The sequence below is a fragment of the Pseudomonas sp. NFACC43 genome, from assembly GCF_900119645.1.
GTDB lineage: Bacteria > Pseudomonadota > Gammaproteobacteria > Pseudomonadales > Pseudomonadaceae > Aquipseudomonas.
This window is the reverse complement of the sequence record NZ_FPKK01000001.1, coordinates 82,611-97,274: the sequence shown is the minus strand read 5'-3', so window position 1 is coordinate 97,274 and position 14,664 is coordinate 82,611. Positions and strand designations below refer to the sequence as shown.

Below are 14,664 nucleotides of genomic sequence, written 5' to 3'. Positions count from 1 at the left end.
CGTTGAACGGAGGTTCGCTAGGGGCCGGTCAGGTGTTCACGCCATTGCGGCGGCAAGCGTTGCTGTCGGGCCAGGCCTTCCAGGCGCTGGCGCTGCGCCGGGCTGAGCAAGTCGAAGGCAATCGCCAGGGGCAGGCCGGCCGATACCGTACGCCCGGCCGCGAGCTGTTCGGCCAGCAAATCGAGGGCCAGTTGATTGAGGGCGACACTCTGGCGTTGCTTCAGGCCAAGCAGGCGACGTACATCGAGCCCCATGCCCAGTGCCTTGAGTACCAGTTGATGGAAGGCCCGGTCGTCGTAGTGGCGCGAAGGATAGAGGGTGTCCAGGGCAAGGGCGGCGAACACCTGGCTGTTGCTGGTACGCCCGGCTTGCAGCGCAAGCTCTACGCACACCCCCTGGCTGTCGAGCCAGTCGAGGGCCTTGAGCAGGGCGATCTTTTCCTGATCGTCGCCCCACAGGAACAACTGGCGCAGCAAGGGCAACTGGCCGGTGGCGGGTTGCCGCTCCAGGACCTCGGCCAGCAACAGCGCCCGCGCCAGTTGCACATGGCTCCAGCCGGTACCGTGGGTCCATATGTCTTCCTTGAGGCCTCGCTTGCACTGGCTGCTCAACAGAGCCGCGCTCGTGGCATCCGGGCGTTGCGCAAGCTGTTCCAGTGCCTGGTGCCACCACTGCAGGCCGGCCTCGTCGAGGTGCTGGAGCAAGGTCTGGCGCTGTTGCTCCAGACTGTCCCGGCGCATTTCAAGAGCCGTCGATGAAGGCCCGGCAATGTCCTTGTTCATGTCGGTTTGATCCAGCGCTGGAAGTGGGGAAGCAGCAAAAACACCAGGACACATGACAGGCTGCCCAGTGGCTGGTCGGCCACCGCCAGTACCAGGGCATCGAACAGTGGCAAGGCCGCCAGCCCGGCGCCGATGAACGTGCGGACCCGCCGTTGCCGAGGGTCGGCCAGATGACGTCGGTAATGCCAGCCCAGCCAGCCAAGCCAGAGCAGCAGCACGGGCCAGAACCAGGGATTATCGTTGTGGATCGCCAGGGTCAGCGGGCTCAGCATCAGGATCAGCGGCAGGCGGCTGAGCAACTGGTTGCGGTGTTCCTGGCGGGCCAGGTAAGTCAGGCCGCTGATATACACCCCCAGCAACACGGCGCAGAGCCAGATGGGCTCCGGCGGCACCGCCAGGCTGGCGGCCGCCGTGAGGTAGAGTGCCGAGCGACAGGCCCCCATCAGCCAGACACTGTGGGCGTATTTCTTGTGCAGCAGGTTGTAGCCCAGGATACAGGCCAGCAGCAGGAGGGCGCCGCCCAGCAACCAGTATGGCTGGTCGATCAGCCGGCTCAGGCCCAGCACGGCAACGGCGGCCAGCCCCAGCAACAGGGCGCAGGCGAGCCCGACCTGCTGGCGGCTGACCAGCCCGAGGGTGATGGGGCGCGGGTTGTGGTGTCGCAGGTCCCAGTCGGCGTCCAGCAAGTCATTCAACAACATGCCGGCCAGGTACAGCATCGACAAGGCCGCCAGCAGCAAGACCCACACCGCCCCAGACGGTGGCGCCAGGGCCCCGGCGCTGCTGGCCAGCAGGGCGGCGGCCAGGGTATTGGTCCACACCGTGGGCAGGTTGGAAACCCGGCCCAGGGTCATCCAGGTTTTCAGGTCCGGCGATGCCTGGCTCATCGTACCCAACCCTCGCTCAATGCCGGGACCGGATCGGCGAGACCGGACAGCCGCCGTAGCGCCTGCTCCATCCGCGTGGCGTCGATCTCATGCACATCCAGCGATTCGCCGATGCGGCAGAGCATGGGAATGGACAGCTCGCCGCCCAGGTGCTGACGGAACTCTTCCAGGCCCAGCAACAGCAGCGGGCGGCCTTGGGGATCCTTCAGGCTCAGTTCCGGTGGGTTCAGGCTGAAGCCGAGCCTGAGCAGCAGGCCCACGATACGTTCGGCGTCGGCATCGCTCAGCAGGCCCAGCAAGTTGGCGTAGAGGCCATCCAGGGCGATGCCCACCGCCACCGCTTCGCCATGGCGCAACCGATGCTGGCTGAGATTTTCCAGCTTGTGGGCGGCCCAGTGGCCATAGTCCAAGGGGCGACCGTTACCGCGTTCGAAGGGATCGGCGGCGCTGGTGATGTGGGCCAGGTGCAACTCGGCACAGCGGCGGATGGCGTGCCGGCTGGCCTCGTGATCGAAGTGGGCGAGGGCGTCGGCCTGTTGCTCCATCCATTGGAAAAACGCCGCGTCCTTGATCAGCGCCACCTTGACCGCCTCGGCCAACCCGGCGATCTGGTCGCGCCGGCCCAGGCTGCCCAGCAACTGGAAATCGTTGATCACGGCGGTGGCGGGGTAGAACGCCCCCAGCAGGTTTTTCTGGCCGAAGGCATTGATGCCGTTCTTCACGCCGATCCCGGCGTCGTTCTGGGCGAGGACGGTGCTGGGGACGCGGACCAGGCGAATGCCGCGGTGGAAGGTGGCGCAGGCATACCCAACCGCATCCAGTACTGCCCCGCCTCCCAGTGCCAGCACATGGCAATGCCGATCCAGCCCGTGGTGCAGCATGTTGGTGTAGAGCTGCTGCAACACCTGTGCATCCTTGCTCGACTCACCGGCCGGAACCGCAATGGGCGCTGCCAGCAGGCGCAGGTCCGCGGGATGGCGGACAAAATAGGCATCGATCTGTTCCTGCAGTGCCGGATTGCTGCGCAGCAACTGTTCATCGGCGAACACCAGCACCTTCACCGGCTTGTCTTGACGGGCGCTGAGCTGCTGATGCAAACAGGGATTGGACGGATCGAACAGGTGATCGGTGAACACCACCGGATAGTCGTAGCTGACCTCGAAGCGCCCGTGCAGGGGCTGCTGCGCGTCGCGCTTGCGAAAGGTCTTGAGCAGGCTGTAGCCGGCGATGAACAAGCCGGGCAGGACCATGCTGGCCAGGATTGTCACCAGGAGGGCGTTCTGTTCGACAAGGAACCTACCGATGGCGGCGTAGGCCAGGGCCAGGCCGGCATTGGCCAGCACGACCACCGGTACGAAGGCACGCAGCGGGTAGCGCTGCATGCCCGCTGCCACCACCGAGGTTTCCGCCAGCACCGGCACACCCCGCAGGCAGACCAGCGACAGCGTGCCCAACCGGTACCCCAGTTGTCCCGGCTGGCGCTGGTGCAGGCCCAGTCGCCCGGACAACAGCCGGAAATAGCCGGCTCCCAAGGCATACCCCAAGCCGGCCCCCAGGCACAGGCCGACGAAAATCACCAGGTAGCCGCCAAGGCTGCCCAGGCTTGCCACGGCCAGCAGCGCCACCAGGCTCGAAGGCACCGGCAGCACCACGTCCAGGGCCAGCAGGGCGATCAGCAACAGGGCCAGGTTGAGCTTTTGCGAGGAGGTCGAGGGCAGGTACAACTGCAGGTGGGTCAGGAATGCCTGGATCTGTTGCTCGAACAACAGGAAGCTGGCAATCACCAGGCCACAGAAGCAGAACAAGGATAGCCAGAACGGCTTGGCGGGTCCTTTTTTCGAGAGCGCACGATACCACCGGCTGTGCTTCATCAAGCATCCCTCTTGTGTGTTTTGACTCATTCCGTGTCAATGTTTAAAAGCGTCGTCGGCTGGTTCTCGGGTCGATAGGCAGTCTCGTTTTCGGTGGGACCCGCTGCGGCGGGTTGCGCTTGGGAAGACAATTCTGAATCTAGTCGGCCATTGTCGTTTTGCAAGGCCATTTGATGGCAATGTGATCTTTGATTGACGCGATGATGGCCATCGCACGCCGCACGCCGCACGCGATGGCGCAGCGGGTCGCCAGAACGAAAAACGCCGCTTGCCCTTTGCAGGACGAGCGGCGTTTTTCATGCGCGCTGAAGATTACTCTTCGATGTTGCCCATGGCGGTGGTGTTGAAGCCGCCGTCCACGTACATGATTTCACCGCTGATGCCCGACGCCAGGTCCGAGCACAGGAAGGCGCCGGCGTTGCCGACTTCTTCGATGGTGACGTTGCGACGCAGCGGGGTCTGCGCTTCGTTGGCGGCCAGCATCTTGCGGAAGTTCTTGATGCCGGAAGCGGCGAGGGTGCGGATCGGGCCGGCCGAAACGGCGTTGACGCGGGTGCCTTCCGGGCCCAGGGAACCGGCCAGGTAACGCACGCCGGCTTCCAGGGAAGCCTTGGCCATGCCCATGACGTTGTAGTTCGGCATGGTGCGCTCGGCGCCCAGGTAGGACAGGGTCAGCAGGCTGCCGTTGCGGCCTTTCATCATTTCGCGGCCGGCCTTGGCCAGGGCGACGAAGCTGTAGGCACTGATGTCGTGGGCAATGCGGAAACCTTCGCGGGTGGTGGCTTCGGTGAAGTCGCCGTCCAGCTGGTCGCCTGGGGCGAAGCCCACGGAGTGCACGATGCAGTCCAGGCCGTCCCACTTCTTGCTCAGCTCCTCGAAGACCTTGGCGATTTCTTCATCGCTGGCCACGTCGCATGGGAAGCACAGCTCAGGGCTCGAACCCCAGCCTTGCGCGAACTCTTCGACACGACCCTTGAGTTTGTCGTTCTGATAAGTGAAGGCAAGCTCAGCGCCCTCGCGATGCATGGCGGCGGCGATGCCGGATGCGATGGACAGCTTGCTGGCGACACCGACGATCAGTACGCGCTTACCGGCGAGAAAACCCATGTGTTGCTCCTCTTTCAGGTTATTCGGCAGTTGTCGGGGCCAGGAAGGCGGCCTCCATCAACTGCTGTGTATAGGGGTGTTGCGGCGCAGCGAATAGGCTGCGGGCATCACCTTGTTCGACCACTTGGCCATGCTTGACCACCATCAGTTGGTGGCTCAGCGCTTTGACGACAGCCAGATCATGGCTGATAAACAGATACGTCAGGTTGTACTTGCTTTGCAGCGACCGCAACAGCTCCACCACCTGGCGTTGCACGGTGCGGTCCAGGGCCGACGTCGGCTCGTCCAGCAGAATCAACGCCGGCTTGAGCACCAGGGCCCGGGCAATGGCGATACGCTGCCGCTGCCCTCCGGAAAATTCATGGGGGTAGCGGTTCCGGGTTTCCGGGTCCAGGCCTACCTCCTCCAGTGCGGCGATTATCGCCTGTTCCTGCTCGGCTTCGGTACCGATCTTGTGGATCCGCAGGCCTTCGCCGACGATCTGGCCCACACACATGCGCGGGCTCAGGCTGCCGAACGGGTCCTGGAAGACCACTTGCATCTCCCGTCGCAGCGGCCGGACCTGTTGTTGGGACAGGCTGTCGAGCTGCTTGCCCTCGAACCGGATCCCGCCCTGGCTGGCGATCAACCGCAGGATCGCCAGCCCCAGGGTGGATTTGCCCGAACCGCTTTCGCCCACGATGCCCAGGGTCTGGCCCTGGGGCAGGCTGAAGCGGATCCCGTCCACGGCCTTGATGTAGTCCACGGTCCGCTTGAACAAGCCTTTCTTGACCGGGAACCAGACCTTGAGGTCCTCGACCTGCAGCAACGGCGGACCGGCGACGTTGGCCGCCGGGTTGCCGCTGGGCTCTGCGGCCAGCAGTTCCCGAGTGTACGGATGCTGCGGTGCGCGGAACAATTCTTCGCACGATGCCTGTTCGACGATGCAACCGCGCTGCATGACACATACGCGATGCGCAATTCTTCGCACCAGGTTCAAATCGTGGCTGATCAGCAGCAGCGACATGCCCAATCGTGCCTGCAATTGCTTGAGCAGATCGAGGATCTTGAGCTGGACAGTGACGTCCAGGGCGGTAGTCGGTTCGTCGGCGATCAGCAGTTCCGGCTCGTTGGCCAGGGCCATGGCGATCATCACCCGCTGGCGCTGGCCGCCGGACAGCTCGTGAGGCAGGGCCTTGAGGCGCTTGTGGGGTTCGGGAATCCCCACCAGCTCCAGCAACTCGAGGGTCCGGCGGGTCGCCACCTTGCCGGTCAGGCCCTTGTGGATGCCGAGCACTTCGTTGATCTGCTTGCCGATGGAGTGCAACGGGTTGAGGGACGTCATCGGTTCCTGGAAGATCATCGCGATCCGGTTGCCACGGATATGACGGATGGTCTTCTCTTTCAGGCTCAACAGATCCTGCCCGGCGTACTGGATGGTCCCGGTGGGGTGATGGGCCAGCGGGTAGGGCAGCAACCGCAGGATCGAATGGGCGGTGACCGACTTGCCCGAGCCGCTTTCACCTACCAGGGCCAGGGTTTCACCGCGCTTGATGTCGAAGCTGACGCCTTCGACCACCCGTTGATGGTGGTGGCCGGCGATGAATTCCACCGCCAGGTCGCGCACTTCGATCAGGTTGTCCTGGTTCATATCACTTCCTCGGATCGAAGGCATCGCGAGCGGACTCGCCGATGAACACCAGCAGGCTCAGCATGATCGCCAGCACGGCGAACGCACTGATGCCCAGCCAGGGGGCCTGGAGGTTGGATTTGCCCTGGGCCACCAGTTCGCCCAGGGAGGGTGCGCCCGCCGGCAGGCCGAAACCGAGGAAGTCCAGGGCAGTGAGGGTGCCGATGGCGCCGGTGAGGATGAACGGCATGAACGTCATGGTCGAGACCATGGCATTGGGCAGGATATGGCGGAACATGATCGCACCGTTCTGCATGCCCAGGGCCCGGGCGGCACGCACGTATTCCAGGTTGCGGCCACGGAGGAACTCGGCGCGCACGACATCCACCAGGCTCATCCAGGAAAACAGCAGCATGATCCCCAGCAACCACCAGAAATTGGGCTGGACGAAGCTGGCCAGGATGATCAGCAGGTAAAGCACCGGCAGGCCGGACCAGATTTCCAGGAAGCGCTGGCCGGCCAGGTCGACCCAGCCGCCGTAGAACCCCTGCAGGGCGCCGGCGATCACGCCGATGATCGAACTGAGCAGGGTCAGGGTCAGGGCGAACAGCACCGAGATCCGGAAACCGTAGATCACTCGGGCCAGCACGTCGCGGCCCTGGTCGTCGGTGCCCAGCCAGTTGACCGACGAAGGGGGGGCAGGAGCCGGGACCTTCAGGTCGTAGTTGATGCTCTGGTAGCTGAACGGAATCGGTGCCCACAGCACCCAGGCGTCCTTGGCCGCCAGCAGCTCGCGGATGTAGGGACTCTTGTAGTTGGCCTCCAGCGGGAACTCGCCGCCGAAGGTGGTTTCCGGGTAGCGCTTGAGGGCCGGGAAGTACCAGCCACCGTCGTAATGCACCACCAGCGGCTTGTCGTTGGCGATCAGCTCGGCGCCCAGGCTCAGGACGAACAGGGCCATGAACAGCCAGAGCGACCACCAGCCACGCTTGTTGGCCTTGAACAGTTCGAAGCGACGGCGATTGAGAGGGGACAGGTTCATCTCAATGCTCCCGGCTTTCGAAGTCGATGCGCGGATCGACAAAGGTGTAGGTCAGGTCGCCGATCAACTTCACCACCAGCCCCAGCAGGGTGAAGATGAACAACGTGCCAAAGACCACCGGATAGTCGCGGTTGATCGCGGCCTCGAAGCTCATCAAGCCGAGGCCGTCGAGGGAAAAGATCACTTCCACCAGCAAGGATCCGGTGAAGAAGATCCCGATGAACGCCGACGGGAAGCCGGCGATCACCAGCAGCATGGCATTGCGGAACACATGACCGTAGAGCACGCGATTGCGCGTCAGGCCCTTGGCCTTGGCAGTGACCACGTACTGCTTGTTGATTTCGTCCAGGAAACTGTTCTTGGTCAGCAGGGTCATGGTGGCGAAGTTGCCGATCACCAGGGCGGTCACCGGCAAGGCCAGGTGCCAGAAGTAGTCGAGGATCTTGCCACCCATGCTCAACTGGTCGAAGTTGTTGGATGTCAGCCCCCGCAGCGGGAACCAGTCGAAGTAACTGCCGCCGGCGAACACCACGATCAGCAGGATGGCGAACAGGAACGAGGGGATCGCATAGCCGATGATGATCGCCGAACTGGTCCATACATCGAAGTGGCTGCCGTGTCGCGTGGCCTTGGCGATCCCCAGGGGGATCGAGACCAGGTACATGATCAGCGTGCTCCATAGCCCGAGGGAGATGGAGACCGGCAGTTTCTCCTTGATCAGGTCGATGACCTTGGCGTCGCGAAAGAAGCTGTCGCCGAAGTCCAGGCGCGCGTAGTTCTTGATCATGATCCACAGGCGTTCGGGGGCCGACTTGTCGAAGCCGTACATGCGCTCGATTTCCTTGATCAGCGCCGGGTCCAGCCCCTGGGCGCCACGGTAGCTGGAGCCGGCCACCGACACTTCGGCACCGCCGCCGGCGATGCGGCTGGTGGCGCCCTCGAAACCTTCGAGCTTGGCGATCATCTGCTCCACCGGCCCCCCGGGCGCGGCCTGGATGATGACGAAGTTGATGAGCAGGATGCCGAACAGGGTCGGAATGATCAGCAGCAGCCGCCGCAAGATATAAGCCAGCATCGGGTTACTCCACGCTCGCCGAGGCAGCGTTGTTCTGTTTTTCTATCACGTGTTCCACTTCTTCGGCAGGCTTGGTGTCCGGCTTGACCCACCAGGTGGTGGTGCCGATGTCATAGGTCGGCGTGACCTTCGGATGGCCGATGTGATTCCAGTAGGCCACGCGCCAGGTCTTGATGTGCCAGTTGGGAATCACGTAGTAGCCCCATTGCAGCACCCGGTCCAGCGCCCTGGCATGGGCCACCAGGCTCTTGCGTGAATCGGCGTTGATCAACTGTTCCACCAACTGGTCCACCGCCGGGTCCTTCAGGCCCATGGTGTTGCGGCTGCCGGGCTTGTCGGCGGCGGCCGACATCCAGAACTCGCGCTGCTCGTTGCCCGGCGAGCTGGACTGGGGGAAGCTGCCCACCACCAGGTCGAAATCCCGGGAGCGGACGCGGTTGATGTACTGGGACACATCCACCCGGCGAATCACCAGTTCGATGCCCAGGTCGCTCAGGTTGCGCTTGAACGGCAGCAGCACCCGCTCGAACTCGGTCTGGGCCAGCAGGAATTCCAGCACCACCGGCTTGCCCTGGGCGTCGACCATCCTGTCGTCGACGATGCGCCAGCCAGCTTCCTGCAGCAGTTGGTAGGCCTTGCGCTGCTGGTCGCGGATCATGCCGCTGCCGTCGCACATCGAAGGCTGGAACGCCTCGGTGAAGACCTGCTCGGGGATCTTGCCGCGCAGAGGTTCGAGGATCTTCAGTTCGTCTTCGCCGGGCAGGCCGGTGGCGGCCATTTCCGAGTTCTCGAAATAACTGCGGGTGCGGGCATAGGCACCGTTGAACAGCTGCTTGTTGGTCCACTCGAAGTCCAGCAGCAGGCTCAGGGCCTTGCGCACTCGCACATCCTGGAACACTGGGCGGCGCAGGTTGTAGACAAAGCCTTGCATACCGGTGGGATTGCCGTTGGGGATCTGTTCCTTGATCAGCCGGCCTTCGGTCACGGCCGGGATGTTGTAGGCATTGGCCCAGTTCTTGGCGGTCATTTCCAGCCAGAAGTCGAACTGCCCGGCTTTCAGGGCCTCCACCGCGACGGTGTTGTCGCGGTAGTAGTCGGTGCTCAGCACATCGAAATTGTAGAAGCCCCGGTTGACCGGCAGGTCCTTGCCCCAGTAGTCCTTCACCCGCTCATAGCGGATCGAACGGCCGGCCTTCACTTCGGCGACCCGATAAGGGCCACTGCCCAGGGGAATTTCCAGGTTGCCCTTGTTGAAGTCGCGTTCGGCCCACCAATGCTTGGGCAATACCGGCAATTGCCCGAGGATCAGCGGCAGTTCGCGATTATTGGTGTGCTTGAACTTGAACAGCACCTTGAGCGGGTCTTCGGCGATCACTTCGGCCACGTCGTTGTAGTAGCCCCGGAACATCGGCGCGCCGTCTTTGGTCAGGGTCTGGAAGCTGAAGACCACGTCTTCGGCACGCACCGGGTGGCCGTCATTGAAGCGGGCCTCGGGGCGCAGGTAGAAGCGTACCCAGGCGTTGTCCGGGGCTTTCTCGATCTTCCCGGCGATCAGGCCGTACTCAGTGAAGGGTTCGTCCAGGCCTTGCTTGGCCAGGGTGTCGTAGATCAGGCCGATGTCATCGGCCGGCACGCCTTTGCTGATGAACGGGTTGAGGCTGTCGAAGCCGCCAAATCCGCCCTGGCGGAAGATCCCGCCCTTGGGGGCGTCGGGGTTGACGTAGTCGAAATGCTTGAAATCGGCCGGGTATTTCGGCGGTTCGTTGTACAGGGTCAAGGCGTGCTGCGGGGCGGCGCAGGCCAGCCCGGCGAACATCAGGCCACCGGCCTGCAGGAGCAGGGCGCGCAAAGGCTTCATTGATCTTTCTCCGAAGATTTCAGCCACCACGCGCTCAGGCCCAGGGTGTAGGGCGGCGTGGTGACGAAGGCGAACCGGTCATGGTAGGCCAGGCGATGGTAGTTGAGATACCAGTTGGGAATGCAATAGTGCTGCCACAGCAGCACCCGGTCGAGGGCCTTGCCGGCGGCGACCTGCTCGTCCCGGGTCCGGGCCGCCAGCAGTTTTTCCAGCAGATGGTCCACCACCGGGTTGGCGATCCCGGCATAGTTCTTACTGCCTTTGACCGAAGCCTGGCTGGAATGGAAATACTGCCATTGCTCCAGGCCGGGGCTGAGGGTCTGGCCCAGGGTCAGGAGGATCATGTCGAAGTCGAACTGGTCCAGGCGCTGCTTGTACTGGGCACGGTCCACTGTGCGCAGGCGAGCCTGGATGCCGATGCTGGCAAGGTTCCCCACGTAAGGCTGCAGGATGCGCTCCAGGTTCGGATTGACCAACAGGATTTCAAAGCGCAGGGGCTGGCTGTCGGCATTGAGCAGGCGTTGGCCGTTGAGTGTCCAGCCGGCTTCCTTGAGCAGCGCCAGGGCCCTGCGCAGGGTGTCCCGGGGGATGCCGCGACCGTCGGTCTGAGGCAGGCTGAACGGTTCGGTGAACAGCCGGGGGGGCAGTTGTTCGCGGTAGGGCTTGAGCAACAGCCATTCGTGCCCCACCGGAAGGCCGCTGGCGGAGAACTCGCTGTTGGGGTAGTAACTGAGGGTGCGCTTGTAGGCGCCGCTGAACAGCGTGCGGTTGGTCCACTCGAAATCGAACATCAACCCCAGTGCTTCACGCACCCTGGCGTCGGCAAAGGTGCCCCGTCGGGTATTCATGAACAGGCCCTGGGTCTGGGTCGGGATCCGGTGGGGAATCTGCGCCTTGATCACGTCGCCACGCTTGACCGCCGGGAAGTCATAGCCGTTGGCCCAGTTCTTGGCCTGGTGCTCGATGTAGATATCGAACTCGCCAGCCTTGAAGGCTTCGAAGGCCACGTCGCTGTCACGATAGAACTCCACTTCCATCCGGTCGTAGTTGTACTTGCCGCGATTGACCGGCAGGTCCTTGCCCCAATAGTCCTTCACCCGTTCGAACACCAGTTGGCGGCCCGGCTGCACCTGGGTGATGCGATAAGGCCCACTGCCCAGGGGTGGTTCGAAAGTGGTGGCCTTGAAGTCGCGGTCCTTCCAGTAATGCTGGGGCAGTACCGGCAGTTCTCCCAGGCGCAGGATCAACAGCGGGTTGCCCGCGCGCTTGAAGACAAAGCGGATTTTCAACGGGTTGAGAATATCCACCCGCAGCACTTCCTGCAGATTGGTGCGGTACAGCGGATGGCCTTCCTTGAGCAGCGTTCGGTAGGAAAACGCTACGTCGTAGGCGGTGATGGGCACCCCGTCGTGGAAACGTGCTTCGGGTCGCAGGTTGAAGACCACCCAGCTTCGGTCATCGCTGTACTCCACCGATTGAGCGATCAGGCCGTAGCTGGAGGTCGGCTCATCGCCGGAAGGCGCGTACTGGCCGGTGCCGACCATCAGGGGCTCGTTCAGCTCGTTGATGCCGTATTGCAGGAAATTCGGCGTGGACACCGGGCTGCTGCCCTTGAAGGTGTAGGGATTGAGCGTATCGAAGGTGCCAAACGCCATGACCCGCAAGGTGCCGCCCTTGGGGGCTTGCGGATTGACCCAGTCGAAGTGGGTGAATCTGGCCGGGTACTTGAGCGTGCCGAATTGCGCATAGCCATGGCTTTCGCTGATGGCCGCACCGGCAGGGGAGCTCAAGGCCAGGCTGATCAGGAACAGGAGGAGGGGACGTATCAAGTCTGAGATCCGATCCAGGCGGCTTGGGCTTTTATGGCCTGTACAGTAACAGCTTGTATCGGCAGGAAAAAGGCGGGGGCAGCGGGTGGGCCCAGTCTGCTACGCCATTGGCCGGCGAACGCCGAACCTGTGGCGAGGGGGATTTATCCCCGCTGGGGCGCGAGCCGCCCCCCGCGTCTTGTCTGAGACGCCGTCCATTGGGGCTGCTGCGCAGCCCAGCGGGGATAAATCCCCTCGCCACAGGGAGTCCCTCGGTCAGTGAGGGGAGTAGACCGTCAGCATCTGCCCAGGCTTGAGGGCCTTGCCCATTCGCGGATTCCAGCGCTTGAGGTGCTGCATTTCGACGTTGAACCGTTTGGCAACCACATACAGCGAATCACCCTGCTTGACCTTGTACTGGGTCTGCTTGGTCTTTTCCTTGCTGTTCTTGCCACTGTTGGCGGCCACCACGGTGTTGATGCGCTTGCCGGTGCCCTTCGTGGCCCTGGTGTCTTGCATCACCAGGGTCTGGCCGACCTTGAGCTTGTTGCCGCTGAGCTTGTTCCAGCGTTGCAGGTCCTTGGTCTGGACATTGTTGGCCTTGGCGATCTGGGCCAGGTTGTCGCCGCGCTTGACGCGGTAGGTGCGCCTGGCACCTTCCAATTCGCTGTCGTCGACGTTTTCGAAGACCGGCTTGAGCGAGCGCTGGCTGATCAGTTCTTCCGGACGCATGGTCGACAGGCTGGCGGTCAGCAGTTGTGCCTTGGAGGTAGGAACCAGCAGGTGCTGCGGACCGTCGATGGTGGTGCGCTGCTTGAAGGCCGGGTTGAGCTGGAACAGCTCGTCTTCGTCGATGTTCGCCACCGCCGCGACCTTGGACAGGTCCATGCGCTGGTTGATCTCGACGACCTGGAAATAAGGTTCGTTGGCGATCGGGTTGAGGTTCACGCCGTAGGCATCGGGAGACAGCACCACCTGCGACAGTGCCAGCAGCTTGGGCACGTAGGCCTGGGTTTCCGCCGGCAGCGGCAGGTTCCAGTAGTCGGTGGGCAGGCCGAGTTTTTCGTTGCGTTCGATGGCGCGGCTGACGGTACCTTCGCCGGCGTTGTAGGCGGCGAGGGCCAGCAGCCAGTCGCCGTTGAACATGTCGTGCAGGCGCGTCAGGTAGTCCATGGCGGCCGTGGTCGAGGCGGTGATGTCGCGACGCCCATCATAGAAGCGGGTCTGGCGCAGGTTGAAGTAGCGCCCGGTGGACGGGATGAACTGCCACAGCCCTACGGCGTTGGCCCGGGAATAGGCCATGGGGTTGTAGGCGCTTTCGATCACCGGCAGCAGGGCCAGCTCCAGCGGCATGTTGCGCTCTTCGAGACGTTCGACGATGTAGTGCATGTACAGGCTGCCGCGTTCGCCGGCGCCTTCGAGGAAGGACGGGTTGCTGGCGAACCACAGGCGCTGTTGCTCGATGCGCGGGTTCACGCCGGCGGTTTCCTGCAGCTGGAAGCCCTGGCGCATGCGCTCCCAGATATCCTGGGGAACCTGGGGGCTGGGCTTCTCGCTGAGCCAGACGGGTTTCTGCTTGGCCCGGGCGGCCATGTTCTTCGGCGCCTGGGCCGTATCGGCCTGGGGTAGCTGGCCCGAACTCTGGCAGCCCGCCAGGGTGGCGGACACGGCCACCGCGATGGCTTGAGCCAAGCGGGTCAATGTGTCGGACTGAACGGACTTACGTATGGATGACGACATTGGCTGGAAGTAAGTTCCGGGCAAAAATGTCGGCCGATTCTAGGAAGCGCACCCCAACAGGTCAACCGTTCAGAATTTTTGTATCAACATACGGGGGGCTTAGAACTTATCTTTCCAGGCCCTCAAGGCCGCAAAAACCTCGCTCGGCGTCCCGTTTCGCTGGCCGTTCCGTTCGTCTGCTTTTTGTTTAACGGATGTTTCAGTCGTGCGAAGGAATGGATTGGTGAGTTTTTCCAGGGCCAGGGTCGAGGGCAGGGTGATCACGCCATCGTGGCGCTGGCGGGTGACTTTTTCCAGACGGGCGGCAATGTCCGGGTTGTCGGGCTCCACCGCGGCGGCGAACTTCAGGTTGCTCAAGGTGTATTCATGGGTGCAATAGACCAGCGTATCCTCAGGCAAGGCGGCGAGCCGGCCGAGGGAGCGATGCATCTGCTGCGGCGTGCCCTCGAACAGGCGCCCGCAACCGGCGGCGAACAAGGTGTCGCCACAGAACAGCAGGCCACGGTGGTAGTAGGCGATATGGCCCAGGGTATGGCCAGGCACGGCGTAGACATCGAAGTCCAGGTCGAGCACGCTGATGCGGTCGTTGTCTTCGAGGGGCACGTCCCGCGCCGGGATGTTTTCGCTGGCCGGGCCATAGACCCTGGCGCCGGTGGCGCTTTTCAGCGCCTGGACGCCGCCGACATGGTCATGGTGATGGTGGGTGACCATGATCTCGCTCAGGACCCAGCCCGGATGTGCTTCGAGCCAGGCCTGCACCGGCGTGGCGTCACCCGGGTCTACCACCGCGCAGCGGCGGCTGGCGTGATCCTGTAACAACCAGATGTAGTTATCGGTGAACGCGGGCAGGGCACTGATCTGTATCATCGCGGAATTCGCCAAGCG

The 14,664-nt window shown here is 63.1% G+C and carries 11 protein-coding genes; all 11 read right to left on the bottom strand.

Annotated elements, in window-relative coordinates; genetic code table 11:
* Nucleotides 1–17: 17 nt before the first annotated feature.
* Nucleotides 18–782, bottom strand: coding sequence for an EboA domain-containing protein (locus BT179_RS00380; RefSeq protein ID WP_072394759.1), 765 nt, complete (start codon nt 780–782; stop codon nt 18–20).
* Nucleotides 779–1,669, bottom strand: coding sequence for a UbiA family prenyltransferase (locus BT179_RS00375; RefSeq protein WP_072394763.1), 891 nt, complete (start codon nt 1,667–1,669; stop codon nt 779–781). The genes BT179_RS00380 and BT179_RS00375 overlap by 4 nt, the downstream gene beginning before the upstream one ends.
* Complete coding sequence (locus tag BT179_RS00370; RefSeq protein ID WP_072430523.1) at nt 1,666–3,540, bottom strand: 3-dehydroquinate synthase; 1,875 nt, start codon at nt 3,538–3,540, stop codon at nt 1,666–1,668. The genes BT179_RS00375 and BT179_RS00370 overlap by 4 nt, the downstream gene beginning before the upstream one ends.
* Nucleotides 3,541–3,852: 312 nt before the next feature.
* Nucleotides 3,853–4,647, bottom strand: a complete 795-nt coding sequence (gene fabI, locus BT179_RS00365; RefSeq protein WP_053153864.1) for an enoyl-ACP reductase FabI — start codon at nt 4,645–4,647, stop codon at nt 3,853–3,855.
* Nucleotides 4,648–4,666: 19 nt separating this feature from the next.
* Nucleotides 4,667–6,277 carry an ABC transporter ATP-binding protein gene (locus tag BT179_RS00360; RefSeq protein ID WP_072394767.1) on the bottom strand — a complete coding sequence of 537 codons (1,611 nt, stop codon included), beginning with the start codon at nt 6,275–6,277 and terminating at the stop codon, nt 4,667–4,669.
* 1 nt (nt 6,278) lies between these two features.
* Nucleotides 6,279–7,298, bottom strand: coding sequence for an ABC transporter permease (locus tag BT179_RS00355; protein WP_072394769.1), 1,020 nt, complete (start codon nt 7,296–7,298; stop codon nt 6,279–6,281).
* A gap of 1 nt (nt 7,299) precedes the next feature.
* Entirely contained in the window at nt 7,300–8,373 is a 1,074-nt protein-coding gene (locus BT179_RS00350) for a microcin C ABC transporter permease YejB (RefSeq protein WP_072394771.1), read from the bottom strand.
* Nucleotides 8,374–8,377: 4 nt separating this feature from the next.
* A complete protein-coding gene (locus BT179_RS00345; protein ID WP_072394773.1) occupies nt 8,378–10,231 on the bottom strand; it encodes an extracellular solute-binding protein in 1,854 nt (617 codons plus the stop codon).
* Nucleotides 10,228–12,060 carry an extracellular solute-binding protein gene (locus BT179_RS00340; protein WP_072430524.1) on the bottom strand — a complete coding sequence of 611 codons (1,833 nt, stop codon included), beginning with the start codon at nt 12,058–12,060 and terminating at the stop codon, nt 10,228–10,230. Before BT179_RS00340 ends, BT179_RS00345 begins: the two co-directional genes overlap by 4 nt.
* A 255-nt stretch (nt 12,061–12,315) precedes the next feature.
* On the bottom strand, nt 12,316–13,779 hold the full coding sequence (locus tag BT179_RS00335; RefSeq protein WP_072394777.1) for a transglycosylase SLT domain-containing protein: 1,464 nt from the start codon (nt 13,777–13,779) through the stop codon (nt 12,316–12,318).
* Between the two features lie 99 nt (nt 13,780–13,878).
* On the bottom strand, nt 13,879–14,646 hold the full coding sequence (gene gloB, locus BT179_RS00330) for a hydroxyacylglutathione hydrolase (RefSeq protein WP_072430579.1): 768 nt from the start codon (nt 14,644–14,646) through the stop codon (nt 13,879–13,881).
* Nucleotides 14,647–14,664 lie beyond the last annotated feature (18 nt).

Coding starts and splice junctions, on each gene's coding strand:
- BT179_RS00380 (WP_072394759.1), bottom strand. CDS start 782: ATGAACAAGGACATTGCCGGGCCTTCATCGACGGCTCTTGAAATGCGC.
- BT179_RS00375 (WP_072394763.1), bottom strand. CDS start 1,669: ATGAGCCAGGCATCGCCGGACCTGAAAACCTGGATGACCCTGGGCCGG.
- BT179_RS00370 (WP_072430523.1), bottom strand. CDS start 3,540: ATGAAGCACAGCCGGTGGTATCGTGCGCTCTCGAAAAAAGGACCCGCC.
- fabI (WP_053153864.1), bottom strand. CDS start 4,647: ATGGGTTTTCTCGCCGGTAAGCGCGTACTGATCGTCGGTGTCGCCAGC.
- BT179_RS00360 (WP_072394767.1), bottom strand. CDS start 6,277: ATGAACCAGGACAACCTGATCGAAGTGCGCGACCTGGCGGTGGAATTC.
- BT179_RS00355 (WP_072394769.1), bottom strand. CDS start 7,298: ATGAACCTGTCCCCTCTCAATCGCCGTCGCTTCGAACTGTTCAAGGCC.
- BT179_RS00350 (WP_072394771.1), bottom strand. CDS start 8,373: ATGCTGGCTTATATCTTGCGGCGGCTGCTGCTGATCATTCCGACCCTG.
- BT179_RS00345 (WP_072394773.1), bottom strand. CDS start 10,231: ATGAAGCCTTTGCGCGCCCTGCTCCTGCAGGCCGGTGGCCTGATGTTC.
- BT179_RS00335 (WP_072394777.1), bottom strand. CDS start 13,779: ATGTCGTCATCCATACGTAAGTCCGTTCAGTCCGACACATTGACCCGC.
- gloB (WP_072430579.1), bottom strand. CDS start 14,646: ATGATACAGATCAGTGCCCTGCCCGCGTTCACCGATAACTACATCTGG.